Here is a 21,667-nt window from a genome sequence, read left to right as displayed (position 1 = left end):
AAATGGGTTTGCGCAGCTTCTTCGATCGGATCGAGCCGAACTTTACCAAGGGCGGCAAGTACGAAAAGTATTTCCCCATCTACGAGATGGTCGAAAGCTTTATCTACACTCCGAAAACTGTGACCACCGTTGCCCCTCATGCGCGGTCTTACGTGGATATGAAGCGGATCATGACCTATGTCGTGATCGCGACGATCCCGTGTATCCTGTGGGGAATGTACAATACCGGCTATCAGGCCAATTCAGCTATAGCCACGCTTGGGCCTGATTCCGCAACTGGATGGCGGATCGCCATTCTGCAGATGTTTGGCATCTCGCTGAACCCGGAAAGCATTTTTGCCAATGTCATGCACGGGCTGATGTATTTCCTACCGATCTATATCGTCACGCTGGTCGCCGGTGGTATTTTCGAGGTCATCTTCGCAACCGTGCGCGGGCACGAGGTGAACGAGGGTTTCCTTGTCACATCAATGCTCTACACGCTGATCATGCCCGCGACCACGCCACTTTGGCAGGTCGCATTGGGGATTATCTTCGGTGTCGTGATCGGTAAGGAAGTGTTTGGTGGGACAGGCAAGAACTTCCTCAACCCGGCGCTGGTTGGCCGGGCTTTCTTGTACTTCGCTTATCCTGCGCAGATGTCGGGCGATGCGGTTTGGACCCCGGTTGATGGGTTCTCGGGTGCAACTGCACTGGCGGTTTCGGCGGCTGACGGCGTTCAGGCGCTGGCGGCTGAAGGCATCACCTGGTCAAACGCGTTCTTCGGACAGATCCAGGGCAGCTTTGGTGAGACATCGACCTTGGCGTGTATGATCGGTCTGGCCTTCCTGCTGACGACGAAGATTGCCAATTACCGGCTGATTGTGGGCTGTCTGGCCGGAACTATCGGCTTTACCCTGCTGCTGAACCTCATTGGCTCGGACACCAACCCAATGTTCGCGATGCCATGGTACTGGCACATCGTTCTGGGCGGTTACGCGTTTGGTCTGGCCTTTATGGTGACCGAACCGGTTTCGGCCAGCCACACCAACGTAGGTCGCTATATCTATGGCGCTCTGATCGGTGTCATGGTTGTGATGATCCGCGTGATCAATCCGGCTTTCCCCGAAGGCATGATGCTGGCAATCCTGTTCGGGAACGTTTTTGCACCGCTGATCGATTACTTCGTCGTTCAGGCCAACATTAAACGGAGGGCGCGTCGCCATGTCTGATACGCATTCCCAAGAACCGAAGGGCGCGATTGCCAAGTTTCTGGCGGCCTCGCCGGACTCGGTTGGCAAAACGATCTTCATCGCCGTCGCCGTTTGTCTTGTCGCCTCGATGGTCGTTTCCGCCGCAGCCGTTAGCCTGCGCCCGGTACAGGAAACCAACCGACTGAAGGACAAACAGGTCAACGTTCTGCAAGTTGCGGGCGTTTTTGAACCCGGCATCGATGTGACCGAAGCGTTTGCCGCTTTTGAACCGCATGTGCTGGAACTGTCCACCGGTGACTTCGTCGATGATCGGTTCGACCCGACCACCTTCGACGACATCGCTGCTGCCAGCGACCCTGAGTTGAGCGTTGCGCTGGACGATGATCCCGCGGGCATTGGTCGCAAGTCGAAATACCGCGTGATTTACCTACTGCGTGATGATGCAGGTGATCTGGACAAGGTGATCCTGCCGCTGCACGGCTATGGTCTATGGTCCACGCTTTATGGCTTTATTGCGCTGGAGAATAACGGCAACGATATCTACGGCCTGCAATTCTATCAGCACGGCGAAACCCCCGGCCTTGGGGCCGAGGTGGATAACCCGCGCTGGAAAGCGTTGTGGAATGGCAAGAAGTTGCGCGATGACAATGGTGATCTGCAAATCACGGTGTCCAAATCGCAACCTGCGGCCGGTCCCGATTTCTATATCGATGCTCTGGCAGGGGCGACCCTGACCTCGGTTGGTGTCGATAACCTGGTGAAATTCTGGATGGGTGACGCGGGCTATGCTCCGTTCCTGGCCAAGCTGCAAGCAGGAGAGTTCTAATGTCTCAGACCAAGAAAGAGATGCTGGTCGACCCGCTTGTCGACAACAACCCGATCACCTTGCAGGTGCTGGGCATCTGTTCGGCGCTGGCGGTGACCTCGTCGCTGCAGGTGTCGATGGTGATGGCGCTGGCGGTGATCTTCGTGACCTCGTTCTCGTCTTTCTTCATCTCTTGCCTGCGCAACCAGATTCCCGGTTCGATCCGGATCATCGTACAGATGGTGATCATCGCCTCGCTGGTGATCCTCGTGGACCAGATCCTGAAAGCCTATGCTTTCGAGATCTCGAAAACCCTGTCGGTCTTCGTCGGTCTGATCATCACCAACTGTATCGTGATGGGCCGCGCCGAGGCGTTTGCGATGAAGAACCCGCCCGTTGCGTCCTTTATCGACGGCATGGGCAACGGCATGGGCTATGGTCTGATCCTGCTGCTGGTCGGCTTCATTCGTGAGTTGTTCGGCGCCGGGTCGCTGTTCGGCGTTACCATTCTGGAGACTGTCAACAACGGTGGCTGGTACGTGCCCAACGGCATGCTGCTGCTGCCCCCGTCGGCGTTCTTCATCATCGGTCTGATCATCTGGGCCTTCCGCACATGGAAGCCGAACCAGGTGGAAGAGCGTGAATACAAAATTCAGCAGGTAGAGGCCCACTAATGGAAGGTCTGATCTCACTGGCCGTAAAGGCCATCTTTGTCGAAAACCTTGCGCTCAGCTTCTTCCTGGGGATGTGTACCTTCATCGCCGTTTCCAAGAAGATTTCAACCGCGCTGGGTCTGGGTATTTCGGTTATGGTCGTGCAGGCCATCACCGTGCCCGCGAACAATCTGTTGCTGAACTACTTGCTGAAACCGGGCGCACTTGCCTGGGCTGGCTTCCCGGATGTGGACCTGACCTTCCTTGGCCTGATCTCGTATATCGGCGTGATCGCGGCGATGGTTCAGATCCTCGAGATGGTTTTGGACAAGTACTTCCCGCCGCTTTACAACGCGCTGGGGATTTTCCTGCCGCTGATCACAGTGAACTGCGCCATTCTGGGTGGGTCTTTGTTCATGGTCGAGCGTGACTACAACTTTGCCGAGGCGGCAACCTATGGCCTGTCTTCGGGCTTTGGTTGGGCGTTGGCGATCACTGCGATGGCGGGTGTTCGCGAAAAGCTGAAATATTCGGACATTCCCGACGGCCTACAGGGTCTGGGCATCACCTTCATCACCGCAGGATTGATGGCCATGGCCTTCATGTCCTTCTCGGGCGTGAAACTGTAAGGAGGCGTCAATGGAAACCTTTACCCTAGGCGTAGCTCTTTTCACCGTCATCGTTCTGGCACTGGTGGCCGTCATCATGGCCGCCCGGTCCAAGCTGGTGTCGACCGGCAACGTGAACATCACAATCAATGGCGAGAAAACCATTTCCGTACCAGCTGGCGGCAAATTGCTGCAAACGCTGGCGGCCGAAAAGCTTTTTGTTCCTTCGGCTTGCGGGGGTGGTGGCACCTGTGCGCAATGTCGGGTGCGCGTGCATTCGGGTGGTGGGTCGATCCTGCCCACTGAGGAAAGCCATATCACCAAACGCGAAGCCTCGTGCGGTGACCGACTGTCCTGTCAGGTGGCCGTGAAGCAGGATATGGACATCGAAGTCCCCGAAGAGGTCTTTGGCGTCAAGAAATGGGAATGCACGGTGCGTTCGAATGAGAACGTGGCAACCTTCATCAAGGCGCTGACGCTGGATCTGCCGGAAGGCGAGGACGTGAACTTCCGCGCGGGTGGCTACATTCAGATTGAAGCCCCTGCGCACGCGTTGAAATACACTGATTTCGACGTGGAAGAGGAATATCGCGAAGACTGGGACCGCTTCAATCTTTGGCAGTACGAGTCGGTTGTCGCGGAACCGATCGAGCGCGCCTATTCGATGGCCAACTACCCGGACGAGAAGGGCATGATCATGCTGAACGTCCGCGTAGCTTCACCGCCTCCGGGCTCGGAAGGTATCCCTCCGGGTCAGATGTCATCTTACATCTTCAACTTGAAGCCGGGTGACAAGGTCACAATCTCGGGTCCGTTTGGCGAGTTCTTCGCGCGCGAGACCCAAAAAGAGATGGTGTTCATCGGTGGTGGTGCGGGCATGGCCCCCATGCGCAGCCACATTTTTGACCAGCTCAAACGTCTGGAAAATCGCGATCGCAAGATCAGCTTCTGGTACGGCGCGCGGTCGAAGAAAGAGATGTTCTTTGTCGAAGATTTCGACCAACTGGCCGAAGAGTTCGACAATTTCGATTGGCATGTCGCGCTTTCGGATGCGCAGCCCGAGGATGACTGGAAAGGCTATACCGGTTTCATCCATAACGTCCTGTTCGAAGAATACCTCAAGAACCATCCCGCGCCAGAAGACTGTGAATTCTACATGTGTGGCCCGCCCATCATGAACCAGTCGGTCATCAACATGCTGCTGGACCTGGGCGTGGACCGAGAAGACATCATGCTCGACGATTTTGGCGGGTAAGAAAACAAGAACCGGCGCTTCAAGCGCCGGTTTTTTCGTTTTGGCCGTCACACGACGCTATTTTCCGTAATAATCCCGATACCAGGAAACGAACTGGGCTATGCCGTCTTTCAGGTCCGTCTGTGGACGGTAATTGGTCAGCCGCTGCAACAAACGGTTGTCAGCCCATGTCGCATGAACGTCGCCCATCTGCATCGGCATAAAGTTCTTGATTGCCTTCTGTCCAACCGCCTCTTCGATAGCTTCGATGAAATCCATCAAGCGCACTTTGTCGCCGTTTCCAATATTGACGATACGATAGGGTGCTACGGGTGACAGGCTGTCGCCGTCCTCAATGTCTTCACGGCTGGCCGGCCGGACCGGGGGCACATCGATTAGCAATCTGATCCCGCGCACAAGATCCTCAACATGGGTGAAGTCCCGATACATGTCTCCATGATTGTAGATATCAATGGGACGACCTTCCAAAATGGCGGCCACAAACTTGAAATAGGCCAGATCGGGCCGCCCCCAGGTGCCATAGACCGTAAAGAACCGAAACATCGTGGTCGGCAGCTTCCACAGATGCGCATAGGAATGCCCCATCGCCTCATTCGCCTTTTTGGTGGCAGAGTAGATGGTCAATTGCGTGTCCGCTTTTTCCGTTTCGGTAAACGGCATTTCTTCGTTGGCACCATAGATGGACGAGGTCGAAGCCATCAACAGATGCTCGACCTCATGCTGACGCGCGATTTCCATTACGTTGAACGTGCCAACGACGTTAGATTCGATATAGCTTCGGGGGTATTCGAGGCTGTGCCGAACACCGGCTTGGGCCGCCAGGTGGACGATGAAATCGGGTTGGAACTCGTCCGCCACTTGCACCAGACGGTCATAGTTTTCCAGCCGATCTTCGGTCGCGGTAAACCCTGGGGTTTGCAATAGGATCTGATGTCTGCGCTGTTTCAGGGTCACATCGTAATAATCGGTCATTCCGTCATAGCCATGCACCCGGAACCCTTCTGCCAGAAGCAGCTTGGCCAGGTGGAAACCGATGAACCCCGCAGAGCCCGTAATCAATACCCGCTTCATAAAACCCTCTGAACGCTCTGCAAAACCATGGCTGACCAAACGGCTTTGGTCCATGAACCAGACCAATGGCGTTTGACGACTTTCAAGGCCATATCGGACAACCTATGGCCGTTGGTCAACACTTTGCCTGCTCAATCAGTTGTTCATTGCCGCCAATAGGCGAGAAGGGTAGGGAACAGACCGTATGATAAGCAATTGGATCAGACAGCGACTTCAACGCAAAACAGGGCGAGCAACCGATACCTTCCCCTGTGACATCGCCCCCACCACGCGAGTGACGGCGGTGGCTGATATTCATGGCCGTCTGGATTTGTTGCATGCGTTGTTGCCACGCTTGGATGATCAAAGCCCTCTGGTTTTTGTTGGAGACTACATTGACCGGGGGCCTTTCAGCGCGCAAGTGTTGCGCCATCTGCACCATCTGAGCGACGCATCAGATCGGAACGTCCATTGCCTCCTTGGTAACCATGAAGAGATGTTGTTGCATTTCTTGGATGATCCAGAACGCCATGCACGGCTCTGGTTTCGAAACGGAGGTCTGCATACGCTGGCGTCATTCGGGCTCAAACCAACTGGAGACCTGGAAGAAAGCCGGAAAGTCAAGGAACTGGCCGAAGGCCTACGACAAGCGATGGGTCAGGAATTGCTGGAATGGCTGACAAAGCGGCCCCTGACCTGGACCAGTGGCAACGTCACTATTGTTCACGCGGCTTTGGACCCTCGTCGCCCTGTCGAAGCTCAGGATCGTCAGATCTGCCTTTGGGGACATCCCATGTTCCCAAGAACCGCGCGCGGCGATGATCAATGGGTGGTGCACGGTCACACAATCGTAAACCAGCCCCGTGTCAGAAACAGGGTCCTGTCGATTGACACGGGCGCTTTTGCCTCAGGCCGGTTGACGGCCGCGGAGATCGAGGACGGAGGCGTCAGGTTCCTTTCGACGGGCTGATCCTAGCCGACAATCATCTGCTTCATTCGAAGGGCTTCGTATTCCAGCTCTTTCAATCGGAAATGCACGACGTCTCCGATAGTGATGACGCCACTCAAATGGCCGTCACGCAGAACGGGCATATGGCGGAAACGACCTTCGGTCATTGTCTTCAGCACATCGTTTAGCAGATCGTCTGGTGTACAGGTCTTGACCTCTTTGGTCATCAGGTCTTCGACCGCTTGCGGCAAGGTCTGGCCGGGTGTGTCTGCCATGCGCCGCACAATGTCGCGCTCTGACAGGATGCCTTGCAAGGCTCCGTTTTGATCTGTCACCAAAACGGCCCCGATCCGCTTGTCCTTAAGCGTGTTGACCACCGAATGGATCGTATCGTTTGGCCGCACCGAAAATACCGCGTCCCCTTTTCCCTCAAGCAGTTTGGCCACGGTGGTCTGTGAGTGCGACAAGTTCGATTCTGCCGATTGGCTATACGTCGTCTTGTCTGCCTTGTCGCCGCGTGTTGGTGACTGGTAAGAGGTTGGGGCCATGGGCAATCTCCTTATGGTTCTTGCAATGTCTTTCCCTTTCACCTTAGCGCAGCTAAACGACCTGTATAGGGTGCAAATGCCCGAATGCACGAAATCTGGGTCAACAAAGGACGATCAAGCTTGTGAGTGGACTCTACCTTACACCGCCTGTGGCCGCTTTGATCTTCTTTGCGGTTGTCGTGTGTGGTCACAACTTTCGCATGGCCTGGAAGCACCAGGCCCCGGGGTGGCAGAAGCGAGCGTGGTTGTTTGGAGTTCCGGCTGGGGTTGGGCTTTTGGTATTGGGTTTTCTGCCGTTAAAACTCTGATGTCGATTTGACTCTGACGAGGGTCACTGGCATATGCCGGGCACAGAAATTCCCGGAGCTCGCCCTATGCGTCTTTTGCCTTTTGTGGCCCTTGTTGCCCTTCTTTCCGGCTGCTTTTTGGACAAGGAGCCCGAAGTGGTTCGCCTGTCCGGTGAAACGATGGGGACAACCTTCAATATCACTGCCATAGGCGACGATCTGGACGAGGCCAAACTTGCAGCCTCGGTCGATGAGACATTGGCTGAGGTCAACGCGAAGATGTCGAACTGGGACTCGAATTCCGAGGTCTCTGTCTTTTCGGCGTCGGCCAGTACAGAGCCGATGACTATCTCGGACGAATTCGGTTTGGTCATCGCTGCTGCCAACGACGTGCACGAAAAAACCGGTGGAATTTTCGATGTGACCCTTGGCCCACTGATCGAATTATGGGGGTTTGGCCCTCGTAAGCCCGAAGATCCGGTGCCGTCTGACGCTGACATCCAGGCCGCGTTAAACGGCGTCGGCCAAAGCCGTCTGCTGACGCTGGATGACGAAGCCGGAACTCTTGCGAAATCTGACGCCAGCGTCGGTATCAACCTGTCTGCAATTGCCAAGGGATATGGCATCGATGCGGTTGCCGAAACCTTAAGGGACGCCGGAATCGAGAATTACCTGGTTGAAATTGGTGGTGATCTGGTTGCCATGGGTCAGAACGAAAAGGGCGAAGCTTGGCGCATCGGCATCGAAAAACCGGAAACGGGCAGTCAGAGCATTCAGCTGATCGTGTCAGTGAATGACCTGGGCATGGCCAGCTCGGGCGACTACAAGAATTTCTTCGAACAGGACGGCGTGCGCTATTCGCATATTATCGATCCCACGACCGGACGCCCGATCACGCACCGGACGACCTCTGTCACTGTTTTGGCCGAAAACGCGATGATGGCCGATGCATGGGCCACCGCGATGCTGGCCTTGGGTCAGGAAAAGGGCCTGAAACTGGCGGAAGAGCATAAACTTGCCGTGTATTTCATCTCGCGGGATGTGACAGGCGGTGAAGAAGCTTATATTACTGCCCATAGCACCGCGTTCAAAGACGCGCTGGAATCGAACTGACTGGAGGAGCTGAGATGAGCACTTTTATTCTGGCTTTTATTCTTCTCGCCCTCGTTATGGTGGGTATGTCACTCGGCGTCATGCTGATGGGCAAGACCGTCAAAGGCAGCTGTGGTGGTCTGAATGCCATATCGGGTGCTGATAAATGCGTTGTCTGCCAAAAAGACGTGGATCCCAACAGCCCGTTGCGCGATCAGCTGCAATGCAAGCGCGCCAAGAAGATGCTGGAGCAGATGGAACGTCAGGCCTGAAGCAAAGTTTTGCTTCGCACTGCGGACGGAAATGGCTAACTAAGTTTCCGTAAGGTTTAGGGGCGTCGCGTTGGCCAAGGCAAAAAACATCCTGTTCATCATGTTCGACCAGCTACGCTGGGACTATCTGAGCTGTTACGGGCATCCGCACCTGCACACGCCAAACATAGATCGCCTGGCAGCCAAAGGCGTGCGGTTTAACCGGGCTTACATTCAGTCACCAATCTGCGGCAGTTCGCGCATGTCGACCTATACCGGGCGCTATGTGCATTCGCATGGGGCGTCTTGGAACGGTATTCCGCTCAAAGTCGGCGAGATCACGATGGGTGATCATCTGCGCAAGGCGGGAATGGACTGCTGGCTGGTCGGCAAAACCCACATGCGCGCCGATGCCGAAGGCATGGCGCGGTTGGGGCTGGAACCCGACAGCCTGATTGGTGCCCGGGTTGCCGAATGCGGCTTTGACGTGTTCGAACGCGATGACGGTATGCTGCCCGAGGGTCCCGACGGGTTTTACGATCCGCACGGAGCGAAGGAGTACAACAAGTTCCTCAAGGCCAAGGGGTACGAGAGCGACAATCCATGGCATGATTTTGCCAATTCAGGTCTGGATGCCGAGGGCAACGTGCTGTCCGGCTGGTTTCTGAAGAACGCGCCCGAAGCGGCCAACATCGCCGAAGAAGACAGTGAAACGCCTTATCTGACAGGGCGCGGTATTGAGTTCATGGAATCACATAACGGACCGTGGTGCTGCCACTTGAGCTTTATCAAACCGCATTGGCCTTACATCGTGCCAGAACCTTATGCCTCAATGTTCGGTCCAGAACATGTTTTGCCCGTAGTGCGATCCGAGGCTGAACGGCAAAATGCGCATCCGGTGCTCAAGGCGTTCATGGACACAAAGATTGGTCAGACCTTTTCGCGACAGGATGTGCGTGAGGCGGTGATCCCAGCCTATATGGGCTTGATCAAACAAGCCGACGACCAGATGGGGCGTCTGTTCGACTGGATGGAAAAAACCGGGCGGATGGACGACACGATGATCGTTCTAACCTCGGATCACGGTGACTTTCTTGGTGATCATTGGATGGGTGAGAAGACGTTTTTTCACGATGCTTCGACCAAAATGCCGCTGATCATTTATGATCCATCGCCTGAAGCAAATGCGACCCGTGGGACGGTCAGTGATGCGCTGGTCGAGTCCATCGATTTGGCTCCAACCTTTGTTGATCTGGCAGGCGGTGACGTTGCCACTCATATCCTTGAAGGTCATTCGTTGCTGCCCATCCTGCATGGGACCGCAGAAGAGGTGCCCCGGGACTTTGTCATCTGCGAATATGATTACTCAGGCTCACCGATCGCTGATATCGTAGGAGTGTCGGTTCGCGAAGCGGTGATGTTCATGGTGGCCAACAAAAAGTGGAAACTGATCCATTGCGAAGGCGGGTACAGACCGATCCTGTTTGATCTGGAAAACGATCCTCAGGAACTGAATGATCTGGGCAACAGCGCAGAGCATGCAAACGTGATCGCTGAAATGTATGATCACCTGTTCGCATGGGCGCGGCGACCGTCACAACGCACCACGAGGTCGGAACAGCAATTGATCGACATGCGTACCAAAAGTAGAGGCCGAGGCATTGTCTTGGGTGTGTATGATGAAAATGACGCGCCTTTGGACCTTACTGTGAAGTACCGAAATCAAAAGGCACGTCCATACAAGAGCTACCTCAAGGAATAGCGCCTCTGCGTCTATTAAATCTTTTTCACCTGCCCAAAGGTGGTTCACCCGCCGAAGGCAAGGCGATAGAAGAAGCGCACGAGCAGTAATCGGAGAAATTCTATGGCCGCGCCCAAACCTGTTGTCTTGTGCATTCTCGATGGGTGGGGTCTGTCCGAAGACACCAAAGCCAATGCGCCGTTTCTGGCAAATACGCCGACTTTTGATACGATCATGGCCAATGGCCCTCATGCAACGCTGATCACCCATGGCCCCGATGTAGGTCTGCCAAGTGGACAAATGGGCAATTCAGAAGTTGGCCACACCAATATCGGCGCAGGTCGCGTTGTCGCCATGGATTTGGGTCAGATCGATCTGGCGATCGAAGACGGCTCATTTTTCGAAAATGAAGCCCTGCAACAATTTATCTCCAAAGTGAAAGCGGCGGGCGGGACAGCGCATCTGATGGGGCTGGTCTCGGACGGTGGCGTGCATGGGCATCTGAACCATATCGTCGCCGCGGCGACTGCGATCACCGATGCTGGCGTCCCTGTTGCGCTGCATGCAGTCACCGATGGGCGGGACGTAGCGCCAAAATCGGCGCTGACCTATATCGCGGAACTGGAAGAGCGCCTGCCTGAAAACGCGCGCATTGTGACCGTCTGCGGACGCTATTTTGCCATGGACCGGGACAATCGCTGGGAACGTGTCAGCGAAGCCTATGTCGCAATGATCAAAGGGCAGGGAAGGGCGGCGCAAAGCGCCCATGGTGCGGTCGATCATGCCTATAACCAGTCCGAGTCAGACGAGTTCATCACCCCGACTGTTCTTGATGGTTACACGGGCGTTCAAGACGGCGACGGGTTTTTCTGCCTCAATTTTCGTGCTGATCGGGCACGGGAAATCCTGCGCGCCATTGGAGAGCCCGGGTTTTCCGACTTTGACACAGGGCCGCGGCCCTCTCTCTCGGCACTGCTGGGCATGGTAGAATATTCGGACGGTCACAACGCCTACATGACCACGGTTTTTCCCAAACGGGCCATCATGAATACTCTGGGGGAATGGGTGGCCAAACAAGGGCTGCGCCAGTTCCGGTTGGCCGAAACCGAGAAATACCCACACGTAACTTTCTTTCTGAACGGCGGCAAAGAGACGCCTGAACAGGGTGAAGACCGTTTTATGCCGAAATCGCCAAAGGTTGCGACCTATGATCTGCAGCCCGAAATGTCGGCGGCTGAGGTGACGGCCAAATTTGTTGAGGCTATCGAAGATGGGTATGACCTGATTGTCACGAACTATGCCAATCCTGACATGGTGGGCCATACCGGTGATTTGAAGGCGGCGATCAAAGCGTGTGAGGCTGTGGATCAGGGTCTGGCGCAAGTTGTTGCTGCACTGGAAAAGGCCCGCGGTGCGATGATTGTCACCGCAGATCATGGCAATTGCGAAATGATGGTTGATCCCGAAACGGGTGGTCCACATACCGCTCATACACTGAACCCTGTGCCTGTGGCGCTGGTCGGTGGGCCAGAAGGGGCGCAGTTACGGCAGGGGCGTTTGTCGGATCTGGCTCCAACCTTGCTTGAATTGATGGGCCTGCCAAAACCACCAGAGATGACCGGAGAAAGCCTTTTGTCATGAAACTGGCGACCCTTGCGGCTTTCCTGATTTCAGCCGTTCCGGCGCTGGCCCAGTCAGATTCATCGCTGGCGGCATTGAAAGCCGCAGAGATGTTGGAGGACGCCTCAATCTCGCTAAGCGAGGCTGACGGTGCCCGAGACCGCGTACGTGCGCTTACCCAAACGATCCAGGCCTACGAGGCGGGATTGAGCGCGATGCGGGAAGGGCTGCGCCAGGCCGCAACCCGCGAGGCGCAGCTGAGCGCCGAGTTGCGGGCGCGCGAAAAGGACGTCCGGCAGTTGATCGGCGTTTTGCAAACCATTGAAACAACGGCGCCTCCGGTTTTGATGTTGCATCCATCGGGCCCATTGGGCGCGGCGCGGGCCGGTATAATGCTGTCCGAGGTCACTCCGGGCTTGAACGCCAAAGCGCAGGCTCTGGCAGATGATTTGAACGAAGTGCAGACACTGCGTCTGTTACAACAAAGCGCTTCGGAAACACTAACCGAAGGTCTCAGCGGGGTGCAGGATGCGCGCACGCGTCTGAGCGAGGCCATCGCCGATCGCACAGATCTGCCCAGACGATTTGTCGAAGATCCGGTACGCACGGCCATTTTGATTTCTTCAACGGAAACGTTGGATGGGTTTGCTAGCGGTCTGTCCGAAATCTCGGAAGGTGAGATTGTTGAAACCGATGCGGATATTTCGGGTCAGAAAGGGCAGATTTCTTTGCCGGTCCAGGGCGTCTTGTTGCACAAGGCTGGAGAAACGGATGCTGCGGGGGTGACACGCGCCGGTTTGGTGCTGGGAACCCGCCCGCGCGCCTTGGTCACATCACCCACTGCAGCGACGATCCGATACCGAGGCCCCCTGTTGGATTTGGGGAATCTGGTCATTCTTGAACCGCAGCCCGGGCTGCTTTTTGTGTTTTCCGGCTTGCAAGAGGTCTATGGCAACCCCGGGCAAGTGATCCCCGAAGGCACTCCGGTGGGGTTGATGCCCGGTGAAACGCCCGAAATTGGCGCAATATTGTCAACAAGCGGTGATGGCACTGGAACTGATCGCTCAGAAACGCTCTATATAGAGGTAAGAGAAGACAATAGCTCCGTGGACCCGGAAACATGGTTCCGGACCGACAAGGATGGATAAGCGAGTATGAAGAGATTTGTGATGGCCGGTCTGGCCGGAACTTTGGCAGGTATTCTTGCAACGACACAGATTGCAGGACCCCTGCTGGCGCAGGAGGCCGAAAACAAGGCCAGCGTCTATGAACAACTGGATCTGTTTGGCGACATTTTTGAACGCATCCGCGCGCAATATGTTGAAGAGGTCGAACCCGAAGAACTGATCGAGGCCGCCATTGACGGCATGTTGACCTCGCTTGATCCGCATTCCAGCTATCTGTCGCCCGACGATGCCGAACAGATGCGTGTTCAGACGCGGGGTGAGTTTGGTGGGCTTGGCATCGAAGTCACGCAGGAAGACGGTTTTGTCAAAGTCGTATCGCCGATTGACGACACTCCTGCCGACGCAGCCGGAATTGAAGCCGGGGACTTCATCACTCATGTCGATGGCGAAAGCATTCTGGGCCTTACGCTGGATAAGGCTGTTGACCTGATGCGTGGCCCGGTGGGGTCCGAGATTGTGATCACCGTCGTTCGTGAAGGTGAGCCGGATCCTTTCGACGTTACAATCATCCGGGATACGATCAAACTGACGGCTGTTCGTGCGCGCACTGAAGGCACCAGTGTGGTTCTGCGTGTGACTACGTTCAACGACCAGACCTTCCCGAACCTTAAAGAAGGTTTGCAGGAACAGATCGAAGAAGCCGGTGGCATTGACAAGGTCAATGGATTTGTCCTCGACCTGCGCAATAACCCGGGCGGTTTGCTGACGCAGGCGATCAAAGTGTCGGATGCGTTCCTGAACGAAGGCGAAATCGTTTCGACTCGTGGCCGCGACCCGGAAGAGGGCGAGCGCTTTAATGCCGCGCCGGGCGATCTGGCCGAAGGCAAACCAATCGTTGTTCTGATCAACGGCGGTTCGGCCTCGGCGTCCGAAATTGTGGCAGGCGCCTTGCAGGACCACCGACGCGCAATCGTGGTGGGCACAAAAAGCTTTGGTAAGGGGTCTGTGCAGACAGTCATGCCGCTGCGCGGTGACGGGGCCATGCGCCTGACAACGTCGCGTTATTACACTCCATCGGGTCGTTCTATTCAGGCCCTGGGTGTCAGCCCGGATATCATCGTGGAACAACCGCGTCCGCAGCCCGAGACTGAAGAGGAAGAGGACAGCCGCTTTACCCGGTCCGAGGCCGAGCTGCGTGGTAGCCTGGACAATGACAGCCTGAGCGAGGATGAAATTCGCCAAATTGAAGAAGACCGTGCCAAGGCTGAAGCGACGGCTGAACTGCGGGAAGAGGATTACCAACTGGCTTATGCCATTGACATCCTCAAGGGCCTGTCCGCGTTCAATCCGAATGGACCTTCTCAATAACTCAATCAGGGCCGCGATGAACGCGGCCCTTTTTATTTGAATGCGCAGTTGGTTGCTTTTCTGAATAGGGCGCTGGTCGGGATCGCGAGAGTCAGCGGGTCTTGAAAGCGCCCTAGCTCTCGATCTTGTGCAGTTTCTTTTCGTCCAACAACAACGCCAGCACGATACCCACCGATACGGATATTGTCGAAAAAACAAACGCCATGCTCATGCCACTGTTAAAAGCATCGGACAAGGCGGATTGAACCTTTGCCAAATCGCCGGCGCTCAAACGGCTGATCACCGCATGTGCAGAAGCCGTATCCAGTGTACTGCCGTTGATTGCCCTTAAATCGGTCTCAGATAGTTTGATACCGGCGGCATGCAGGCCATCACGCAGTTTGGACAAGCTGACGACGTACATAACAGCAGTGGCACAGGCGACGGAAATGGCTCCGTAAACCAGATGGGTCATAAAGCTTAGCCCGCCGACCAGTCCGGCCCGCTCAGGCTTGACGGCGCAAACGGCAGCTGTACCCGATGGTCCGACGGTCAGGGTCGCTCCCAAACCGATCATCGCCATGCCCGGAAGAATGCGGAAGTAACCCAGATCGCTTGGCAGAATGACAACGGTCGCGGCACCGATTGTGGCAATCATATAACCCCAGAACAGCAGCCGTTTGGGTCCGAAATCATTGTACAGCGTGCCTGAAACAATCGACCCCACCGCCAGCAAAACGGTCAGCGGAGCAAGCCCCAATGCGGATTCAAATGCCGACCAGCCCAGCACTTTTTGCATGTACTGAGGAAAATAGAGCAACCCAACAAAGGCGGCTGAAACGTTGAACATATTCAGGCCAAGCGTGATCTTGAATTGACGGTTCTGCATCATTTGCGGCAGCAGCAAAGGCTCGGTAACGCGTTTTTCTACCTTGGGGAACAAGAGGAAAAGCACGGCGCTGATGAAGAAAAGCATCAACAACGGTACCGACGTCCATCCCCAATCCGCGCCAACATCCAACCCATACAGCAGGAACAGAACGGCAAACGCCAACAGGCCCATGCCAGCCAAGTCGAGATGCTCGTCCTGTTTGTGCTGCGTTTCGCGCTCCATCAGGATTAGGGCGGTGGCCATCGAAATGCAGGAGAAGACGACGTTGGCCAGGAAGAAATACCGCCATTCGCCCAAGTTTACAGCCAATCCGCTAATCATTGGGCCAAATACATTGCCGGTGGTCACACCTGCCAGAATGAGCCCCATTACAAGAGCCCGATGTTCAGGTTTGGACACTTTAGTCGCCCCAAACGCAAGTGTGCAGGGCCAAACACAGCCGGCGCCGATGCCTTGCAACGCACGCGCCAGGATCAAAAAATCAAGGTTGGGCGAAAAAAAGCACATCACCGACGAAAACAGGAAAATGCACAGGCCGATGATCATCATCTTTCGATGACCGTACATATCGCCCAGTCGTCCTCCGGCTACCATGGTCATCGCAAAAAACAGGGCGTAGATATTCAAAACCCATTGGGTGCTGGTGATATCGGCATCAAAGCTGTTTTCAATCGCGGGGACCAGCATCAGAGCACCGGTAAAATCGATGCCGATGCCAAACCCTGTCACCATCAACGCGATGACTTTAACAATACTACTGCGATCCATATCGGGCGCGATCCGTTTTGAATATGCCCATGATGCACGGAAATTGGTATAAAAGATAGAGACTTGGCTTAGTCGGGCTTAGTCGTCGCCCCGACAAACCCGGCGGAACGCGCGTTTCAGCATGTCCAGTTCAGCCCGCAACAACGCGACTTCGGTCCTCAGATCATCTGCTGCGGGTTCACCGGCGATGACGGTGAAATCTCCAAGCTTATCCGATGTTGCCAGATCGGTTATGACGAAGCTGTGGACGCCTTCAGACAGAGCTGAAACAGGCACCGTTATGTTCAAATCCCACCCGTTTTCGTTGGGTGCCAGATTAACGTTTTCCAGCAGTTCGCCGCGATACCGCACCTCAATCGTAGGTTCCTGTCCAGCCCGAACATGTGCTTGCCAGAGTCCATTTTCGAACCGGAGGAAGGTCAAGTTGGTTTGTGTCATATCCGATTGCCTCACAAATCGGCACGATGGAAGCGGCAGAACGCCAGGTCCCGCACCACCATCCGGTTCATGCTTGGGGTCTCAAAGATCAAATCTACCCAGATCTTTTCGATCCGGCGTTCATTCAGGGGCAGATGGGCCAGATCGAAATCTACGGTGTTTCGGGCGTCAGACGCGCTCAACTGGCGCAGTACCTGTTCAGAATTGGGACCGTGTTGAATATTGAGGCGCGCGAACAGCCCGGTGGATCGTTCGCAGTCAACTACGGTCTCCATCCGTATCAAATGCTCACGCGTCAGATTCTGTGTTGCATCGCCCGGCAGATCCACGGACACCGAAAGAAATGAGCCTTCAAAACTAAAGACTTCAACGGCCAGACTGAACGGGGCCAGATCGCCTGTATCCCGATTTCGGATTTGGCGCACTGTAATCTCGGACAGGGGGCAGTCATGAAACAGGCTGACGTGCGCATCAAGTGCCGTTTTGCGCGGGGCCGAAGCAACGCCGGGTTGCGCCAACGGTCCGCGCCACAGGTCCGGTCTGCAACTCCAGTCCGTGCCGACAGGCTTGGCAAACTGCATGGACCCGATCTTTGGGCGAATAAGACGAGAATCTGCTGTTTGGATCAACTGATCAAGATGGCTTCGCAATGCGCGCGCCTGATCACGCTGTTGCCGCAGGTCCGCTTGTCCTGCGTCTTGCACACGCTGTGCAGCCCGTCGCCAACGTTCCAGTGTCTTGCGATAAAGATAGCGATTCAGAATCCTGCCCATGGCCTCGTCGTCCGATACACAGCCTCTTTAGTCAAGACGCCTTCGGGAACAAACCCGCAATAACGAAATTGCGATCTTCGATCCGCGTTTTTCAGTTGGGTGCAAAGCAAAATTCGGTTAGGCGCGAACGGATGCGTGCGTGCCTGTCTTGCCTTGCAAAGCGCAGAGTCAGAGCGTACCGTCGGGCCCTGCAACATGGGTCACCCAGTTTTAGCCACACATCCGTTTAGCTATCGATAAGGCCAGTAAATGGAGCCCACTTTATTTTCTTTTATTTGGAAGTACTCGAAGAAACAGCAATTGGTCTTGTTGTTGCTGACAGTGCTGTCATTTCCGTTCCTCTATGCTTCGTTGGAACTGCCCAAGCAAATCATCAATGATGCCATCGGTGCTCCGGGTGATACGGTTACCATTTGGGGTATAACGGTATCGCAGGTCCACTATCTGCTGATACTGTGCGTAGCGTTTCTGGGCACGGTGATCGCCAGCGGCTTGATGAAGATGCGCATCAATACGATGAAGGGCGTCCTGGCCGAGCGTATGCTGCGTCGATTGCGTTTTACGCTGATTGAGCGGTCGATGCGCTTTCCAAAATCCTATTTCGCCACGACCAGTCAGGGTGAATTGGTTTCGATGATCACATCCGAGGCTGAGCCGATGGGTGGACTGATGGGCGATGCGATTGCTCAGCCCGTGTTCCAGTTCGGCCAGATGATGACCATTGTCACGTTCCTGTTCATGCAAAGCGTGTGGTTCGGGTTGGCCAGTATCGCATTGATCCCGTTACAGGCTTGGCTGATCCCCAAATTGCAACGACAAATCAACCTGCTGAATAAAGACCGTATTCAGGAAGTCCGGCGTCTGAGTTCGGAAATCGGTGAAAGCGCTGCGGGGATCAGTGACCTGCGCACCAATGGCGGCTGGCGTTATCGTCTGGCCCAGTTCAGCGACCGTTTGGGGAAATTGTTCGAGATCCGCTTTAAGATCTACAACAAGAAATTCTTCATGAAGTTCCTCAACAATCTGATCACTCAGATGACGCCGTTCCTGTTCTATTCTGTGGGCGGATATCTGGCGATCACGGGTGAGGTGACGGTGGGTGCTCTGGTAGCAGCACTTGGGGCCTATAAGGACCTCAGTGGCCCATGGAAGGATTTGCTGACCTATTACAATCAGGTTCAGGACATGTCTCTGCGGTGGGAGGTCGTGACTGAACGGTTCGCCCCCGACAACATGATACCCGAAGAGCTGTTTTCCGGAGAACCCGAAGCGATTCCGCGCTTGGATGGGGCAATTGAGCTGCGCAACGTGACGGTGCGCGATAGCGACGGCAAAACTATTCTGGAAGATCTGGATCTGACTATCCCGCACGGGGCGCGCGTTGCGATCCAGTCTTCTCACGCCGCGGAAAGAAGTGCCTTGGGTCAGCTTTTGACCCGCGAGATTTTACCTGTACAGGGGGACGTGATCGTTTCCGGGCACAACTTGAATGACTTGCACCAAGCTGTGATTGCGGCCCGGATTGGCTATGCCTATTCGCGGCCCTATCTGTTTGATGGAACGCTGGGCGATAACCTGATGATGCCGTTGCGGACACATCCCCAGCATGGCGCTGAAACTCAGAGAACGCCGTCCCGCAAGCAAATTGAAGCAGTCCGGTCTGGCAATCCCCCAGATTCGCTGGACGATGAATGGATCGATCCCGGTCTCGCAGGTCTGGACGGTATCGAGGATATTCGCGATTGGTGGTTCCAGCTTGTCGAAGCCATGGGCATCGACGAGTTCATGTTCCGTCGTACACTGCGAACGCAGTTTAATCCTGAAATTCACCCCGTTTTGGCGCGGGAAGTGGTCAACCTTCGGGAAACGATTGCCGAGCGTTTGAAAGCCAAAGGTCTTGACCGGTATGTCTATCGTTTCGATCCGGAACGATTTAATCCGGCGGTTCCATTGGGTGGTAACCTGCTTTTTGCCGCGCCGTCCCGCGATATTTCTCCTGACTTTCTGGTCGAGGACGCCCGTTTTGTAAAAATGCTCAGCGTACATGATTTGGCGGACGAGGCTCTGAGCATTTCCAACGCGGTTCTGGACACACTCGGTAAAACATTCGGACGGGACGGCGCGGATCACCCCCTGTTCCTGCGGCTTGGCATGTCGAAAGACATGTTTCACCGGTTGCTCGACATAGAAGATCAGCGCAAAGCCAAAGGTGAAACGGAACTCAGCCAAGAAGACCACGCCTTGCTGCTGACTGTGCCTTTCCTGCTGACAGCCGAGCAGATCGGCCCGGATTTCCCCGAAGAATACAAGGACAAGATCCTGACGATCCGCAAAAGCCACGCCGAGCGGTTGCGGGGCGCAATGGATGGGCTGTTTACGCCTGTCACTCCTGATCTATATGTCCCGCGGCTGACAGTAATGGAAAATGCGATCTATGGGCGCGTGTCCTTGTTGGCGGGCGCACATGCGGAAGAAATCGAAGATGTGGTGGCCGAGGCTATGAACGAAGCGGGCCTGCGCCGCAGAGCTGCCGCCATTATCTATGATCTGCCCTCTGGTCTGGGCGGTAACAACCTGCCGACCGTCTTTCAGGAACGCGCTGCATTTTCACGCGCCGGAATCAAGCGCCCCGATGTTTTGATTCTGGACAAGGCGCTGGCCAGCCACGATTCAGAAAGCCGGTTGCGGACCCGCCTGAAACTGCGAGAGCTTTTGCCGGACTCAATCATGATCTTCATGGAAGATCATTTTGCCCATCCCGAAGCCTATGATCTATTTGTAGAAATCAAGGAGGGAAGGATCGACGGAGTATCCCGAACCAAACCTGAAGATACTGGTGGAACAACTGATGATCTGAGCCGGAAGCTTGAAATTCTATCAGCCACAGAATTGTTTTCAGGTCTGGACGGGCGCAATCAACGGCTGCTGGCTTTCTCGGCCCAATGGTATGAAGTCAAGGCCGGGCAGGTCATCTTCTCGCGTGGTCAGGCCCCGGACGCCGCTTATCTATGCATTACGGGTCAGGCTCGTTTGGATTGGTTCAACGAAGACGGAACACGACGCCCGATCTCGATCATTGAACCTGGTCGCCTTATTGGTGACTTGTCAATCATCACGGGTGAAGATCGTCAATTGGATCTTGTCGCGACAGAGGATTGTCTTTTCCTGCGTATCGGGGCCGAAGAGCTGCGTGCTGTGGTGGAAAGCGACGCAACCGTTGCCACGCAGTTGCTTCGGACAGTTGCGGGTTACCTGACAACGCTGTCCAACAGGATTTCCGCTGCCCAAAACCCAGAGGAATTGCTGCCTACAGTCACTCAGGAAGAAGAGCCAGAGAGTTCGAATAACCATGCCTAAGGCTTATTTCCCGCATGCTTATTTGACGGAAACCGCGCGTAGGCGCCCAGAACTGTGGCGCCTGCTTGTGGGTCTCTTGCTCATTGGTGTTTTGGTAAGCCTGCTGAACATGGTTTTCTTCGCTGCACTCGTGGCGATGGGCCCGAACGAATGGGCGCAGGAGCTTTTGGCGGGAAGCTCGCCTCTGGCGTTGATTCTGTTGTTGGTCAGTTTCGGGTTCATAACGTTTGGGGTCGCCGTGGCGGCACGCAAGATGCAACACCGAACACTATGGTCCATCTTGGGTGAACGACGTCTGGCCGAGACCCAGTTTGTAAGCGTTTTGAAAGCCTTGCTGATACTCGGTGTCATCGGATTTCTGCTGCCTCCCTACAGCATGGGAGGGGAACTGACCCAAAAATTGCCGCTGACCACATGGGTGCTTTTGCTTCCAGTTGCGGCATTTGCTGTCCTGATTCAGGTCAGCGCCGAAGAAATCCTGTTTCGCGGCTATATCCAGCAAACCCTTGCCGCCCGGTTCAACTCACCGATCATTTGGATGGGTGTGCCATCGATCTTGTTTGCGGTGGGTCACTATGCGCCCGACGCGGCGGGTGGAAACGCGCTGTTGATTGCGCTTTGGGCCTTCGTTTTTGGCCTGTTGGCTTCGGATCTGACGGCCCGAGCAGGAACATTAGGTCCTGCCATAGCCCTGCATTTCTTCAACAATGTCATCGCTTTGCTGTTCATCTCTCTACCCGACAGTCTGAGCGGGCTAGCTCTGTTTGTCTTGCCCTTTGACACGTCCGACGCAGAACAGCTGCGGCCTTGGCTGTTGGTGGATCTGGTCATGATGTTCGTTTGTTGGCTGGCCGCGCGACTTGCGCTCAGGCGCTGATTGCATTTCCTTCCGTTGCGTCTTATTTGACGTCAA

General features: G+C 55.2%; 19 protein-coding genes. 14 read left to right on the top strand and 5 right to left on the bottom strand.

What is annotated here, in order from left to right; translation table 11 throughout:
- Nucleotides 1–2: 2 nt before the first annotated feature.
- From GS646_RS20245 to nqrF, 5 genes are read left to right on the top strand one after another with little or no spacing between them, the layout of a single operon-like run.
- Nucleotides 3–1,211: an NADH:ubiquinone reductase (Na(+)-transporting) subunit B gene (locus GS646_RS20245; protein WP_171185345.1), complete on the top strand. Its 1,209-nt coding sequence runs from the start codon at nt 3–5 to the stop codon at nt 1,209–1,211.
- A complete protein-coding gene (locus GS646_RS20240) occupies nt 1,204–2,019 on the top strand; it encodes a Na(+)-translocating NADH-quinone reductase subunit C (protein WP_171185346.1) in 816 nt (271 codons plus the stop codon). The genes GS646_RS20245 and GS646_RS20240 overlap by 8 nt, the downstream gene beginning before the upstream one ends.
- A complete protein-coding gene (locus GS646_RS20235; protein WP_152460184.1) occupies nt 2,019–2,672 on the top strand; it encodes an NADH:ubiquinone reductase (Na(+)-transporting) subunit D in 654 nt (217 codons plus the stop codon). Before GS646_RS20240 ends, GS646_RS20235 begins: the two co-directional genes overlap by 1 nt.
- The gene (gene nqrE / locus GS646_RS20230) at nt 2,672–3,280 is read left to right on the top strand and encodes an NADH:ubiquinone reductase (Na(+)-transporting) subunit E (protein WP_050603817.1); all 609 of its coding nucleotides are present in this window, start codon (nt 2,672–2,674) and stop codon (nt 3,278–3,280) included. The genes GS646_RS20235 and nqrE overlap by 1 nt, the downstream gene beginning before the upstream one ends.
- 10 nt (nt 3,281–3,290) lie before the next feature.
- Nucleotides 3,291–4,514 (top strand): NADH:ubiquinone reductase (Na(+)-transporting) subunit F, encoded by a 1,224-nt coding sequence (gene nqrF / locus GS646_RS20225; protein ID WP_171094931.1) that lies wholly within the window; start codon nt 3,291–3,293, stop codon nt 4,512–4,514.
- A 57-nt stretch (nt 4,515–4,571) separates the two neighbouring features.
- On the opposite strand, the gene GS646_RS20220 is transcribed toward nqrF, so the two are convergent.
- A complete protein-coding gene (locus GS646_RS20220) occupies nt 4,572–5,585 on the bottom strand; it encodes an NAD-dependent epimerase/dehydratase family protein (RefSeq protein WP_171185348.1) in 1,014 nt (337 codons plus the stop codon).
- Nucleotides 5,586–5,868: 283 nt separating this feature from the next.
- Here GS646_RS20220 and GS646_RS20215 point away from each other — a divergent pair, with 283 nt between their 5' ends.
- Entirely contained in the window at nt 5,869–6,534 is a 666-nt protein-coding gene (locus tag GS646_RS20215) for a metallophosphoesterase (RefSeq protein WP_371732117.1), read from the top strand.
- A gap of 2 nt (nt 6,535–6,536) precedes the next feature.
- Here GS646_RS20215 and GS646_RS20210 read toward each other — a convergent pair whose 3' ends face one another.
- A complete protein-coding gene (locus GS646_RS20210; RefSeq protein ID WP_171094924.1) occupies nt 6,537–7,061 on the bottom strand; it encodes a CBS domain-containing protein in 525 nt (174 codons plus the stop codon).
- Between the two features lie 374 nt (nt 7,062–7,435).
- On the opposite strand from GS646_RS20210, the gene GS646_RS20205 reads away from it, so the two are divergent.
- The 6 genes from GS646_RS20205 (at nt 7,436) to GS646_RS20180 (ending at nt 14,547) form a co-directional block, all read left to right on the top strand.
- The gene (locus GS646_RS20205) at nt 7,436–8,461 is read left to right on the top strand and encodes an FAD:protein FMN transferase (protein ID WP_253746462.1); all 1,026 of its coding nucleotides are present in this window, start codon (nt 7,436–7,438) and stop codon (nt 8,459–8,461) included.
- A gap of 14 nt (nt 8,462–8,475) precedes the next feature.
- Nucleotides 8,476–8,712 carry a (Na+)-NQR maturation NqrM gene (gene nqrM / locus GS646_RS20200; RefSeq protein ID WP_171647157.1) on the top strand — a complete coding sequence of 79 codons (237 nt, stop codon included), beginning with the start codon at nt 8,476–8,478 and terminating at the stop codon, nt 8,710–8,712.
- 70 nt (nt 8,713–8,782) lie between these two features.
- Complete coding sequence (locus GS646_RS20195; RefSeq protein ID WP_171647159.1) at nt 8,783–10,453, top strand: sulfatase-like hydrolase/transferase; 1,671 nt, start codon at nt 8,783–8,785, stop codon at nt 10,451–10,453.
- A gap of 102 nt (nt 10,454–10,555) precedes the next feature.
- On the top strand, nt 10,556–12,073 hold the full coding sequence (gpmI, locus tag GS646_RS20190; RefSeq protein WP_171185356.1) for a 2,3-bisphosphoglycerate-independent phosphoglycerate mutase: 1,518 nt from the start codon (nt 10,556–10,558) through the stop codon (nt 12,071–12,073).
- Nucleotides 12,070–13,200, top strand: a complete 1,131-nt coding sequence (locus GS646_RS20185; RefSeq protein WP_171185358.1) for a murein hydrolase activator EnvC — start codon at nt 12,070–12,072, stop codon at nt 13,198–13,200. The genes gpmI and GS646_RS20185 overlap by 4 nt, the downstream gene beginning before the upstream one ends.
- 6 nt (nt 13,201–13,206) lie before the next feature.
- On the top strand, nt 13,207–14,547 hold the full coding sequence (locus tag GS646_RS20180) for a S41 family peptidase (RefSeq protein ID WP_171185360.1): 1,341 nt from the start codon (nt 13,207–13,209) through the stop codon (nt 14,545–14,547).
- Nucleotides 14,548–14,659: 112 nt separating this feature from the next.
- Here GS646_RS20180 and GS646_RS20175 read toward each other — a convergent pair whose 3' ends face one another.
- The 3 genes from GS646_RS20175 to GS646_RS20165 all read right to left on the bottom strand — a co-directional run bounded on the left by GS646_RS20175 (nt 14,660) and on the right by GS646_RS20165 (nt 17,397).
- Entirely contained in the window at nt 14,660–16,186 is a 1,527-nt protein-coding gene (locus tag GS646_RS20175) for an MFS transporter (protein WP_171647161.1), read from the bottom strand.
- A gap of 78 nt (nt 16,187–16,264) precedes the next feature.
- On the bottom strand, nt 16,265–16,624 hold the full coding sequence (locus GS646_RS20170; RefSeq protein ID WP_171185364.1) for a hypothetical protein: 360 nt from the start codon (nt 16,622–16,624) through the stop codon (nt 16,265–16,267).
- An 11-nt stretch (nt 16,625–16,635) separates the two neighbouring features.
- The gene (locus GS646_RS20165; RefSeq protein ID WP_171185366.1) at nt 16,636–17,397 is read right to left on the bottom strand and encodes a DUF6478 family protein; all 762 of its coding nucleotides are present in this window, start codon (nt 17,395–17,397) and stop codon (nt 16,636–16,638) included.
- Between the two features lie 249 nt (nt 17,398–17,646).
- Here GS646_RS20165 and GS646_RS20160 point away from each other — a divergent pair, with 249 nt between their 5' ends.
- Both GS646_RS20160 and GS646_RS20155 read left to right on the top strand, forming a co-directional pair.
- Nucleotides 17,647–20,754: an ABC transporter transmembrane domain-containing protein gene (locus GS646_RS20160; protein WP_171647163.1), complete on the top strand. Its 3,108-nt coding sequence runs from the start codon at nt 17,647–17,649 to the stop codon at nt 20,752–20,754.
- Between the two features lie 67 nt (nt 20,755–20,821).
- The gene (locus tag GS646_RS20155; RefSeq protein ID WP_371732116.1) at nt 20,822–21,631 is read left to right on the top strand and encodes a lysostaphin resistance A-like protein; all 810 of its coding nucleotides are present in this window, start codon (nt 20,822–20,824) and stop codon (nt 21,629–21,631) included.
- Nucleotides 21,632–21,667 lie beyond the last annotated feature (36 nt).

The sequence above is a fragment of the Ruegeria sp. HKCCD4315 genome (assembly GCF_013112245.1).
In the GTDB taxonomy this organism is placed as follows: Bacteria; Pseudomonadota; Alphaproteobacteria; order Rhodobacterales; family Rhodobacteraceae; genus Ruegeria.
This window is presented reverse-complemented; position numbering and strand designations above follow the sequence as displayed.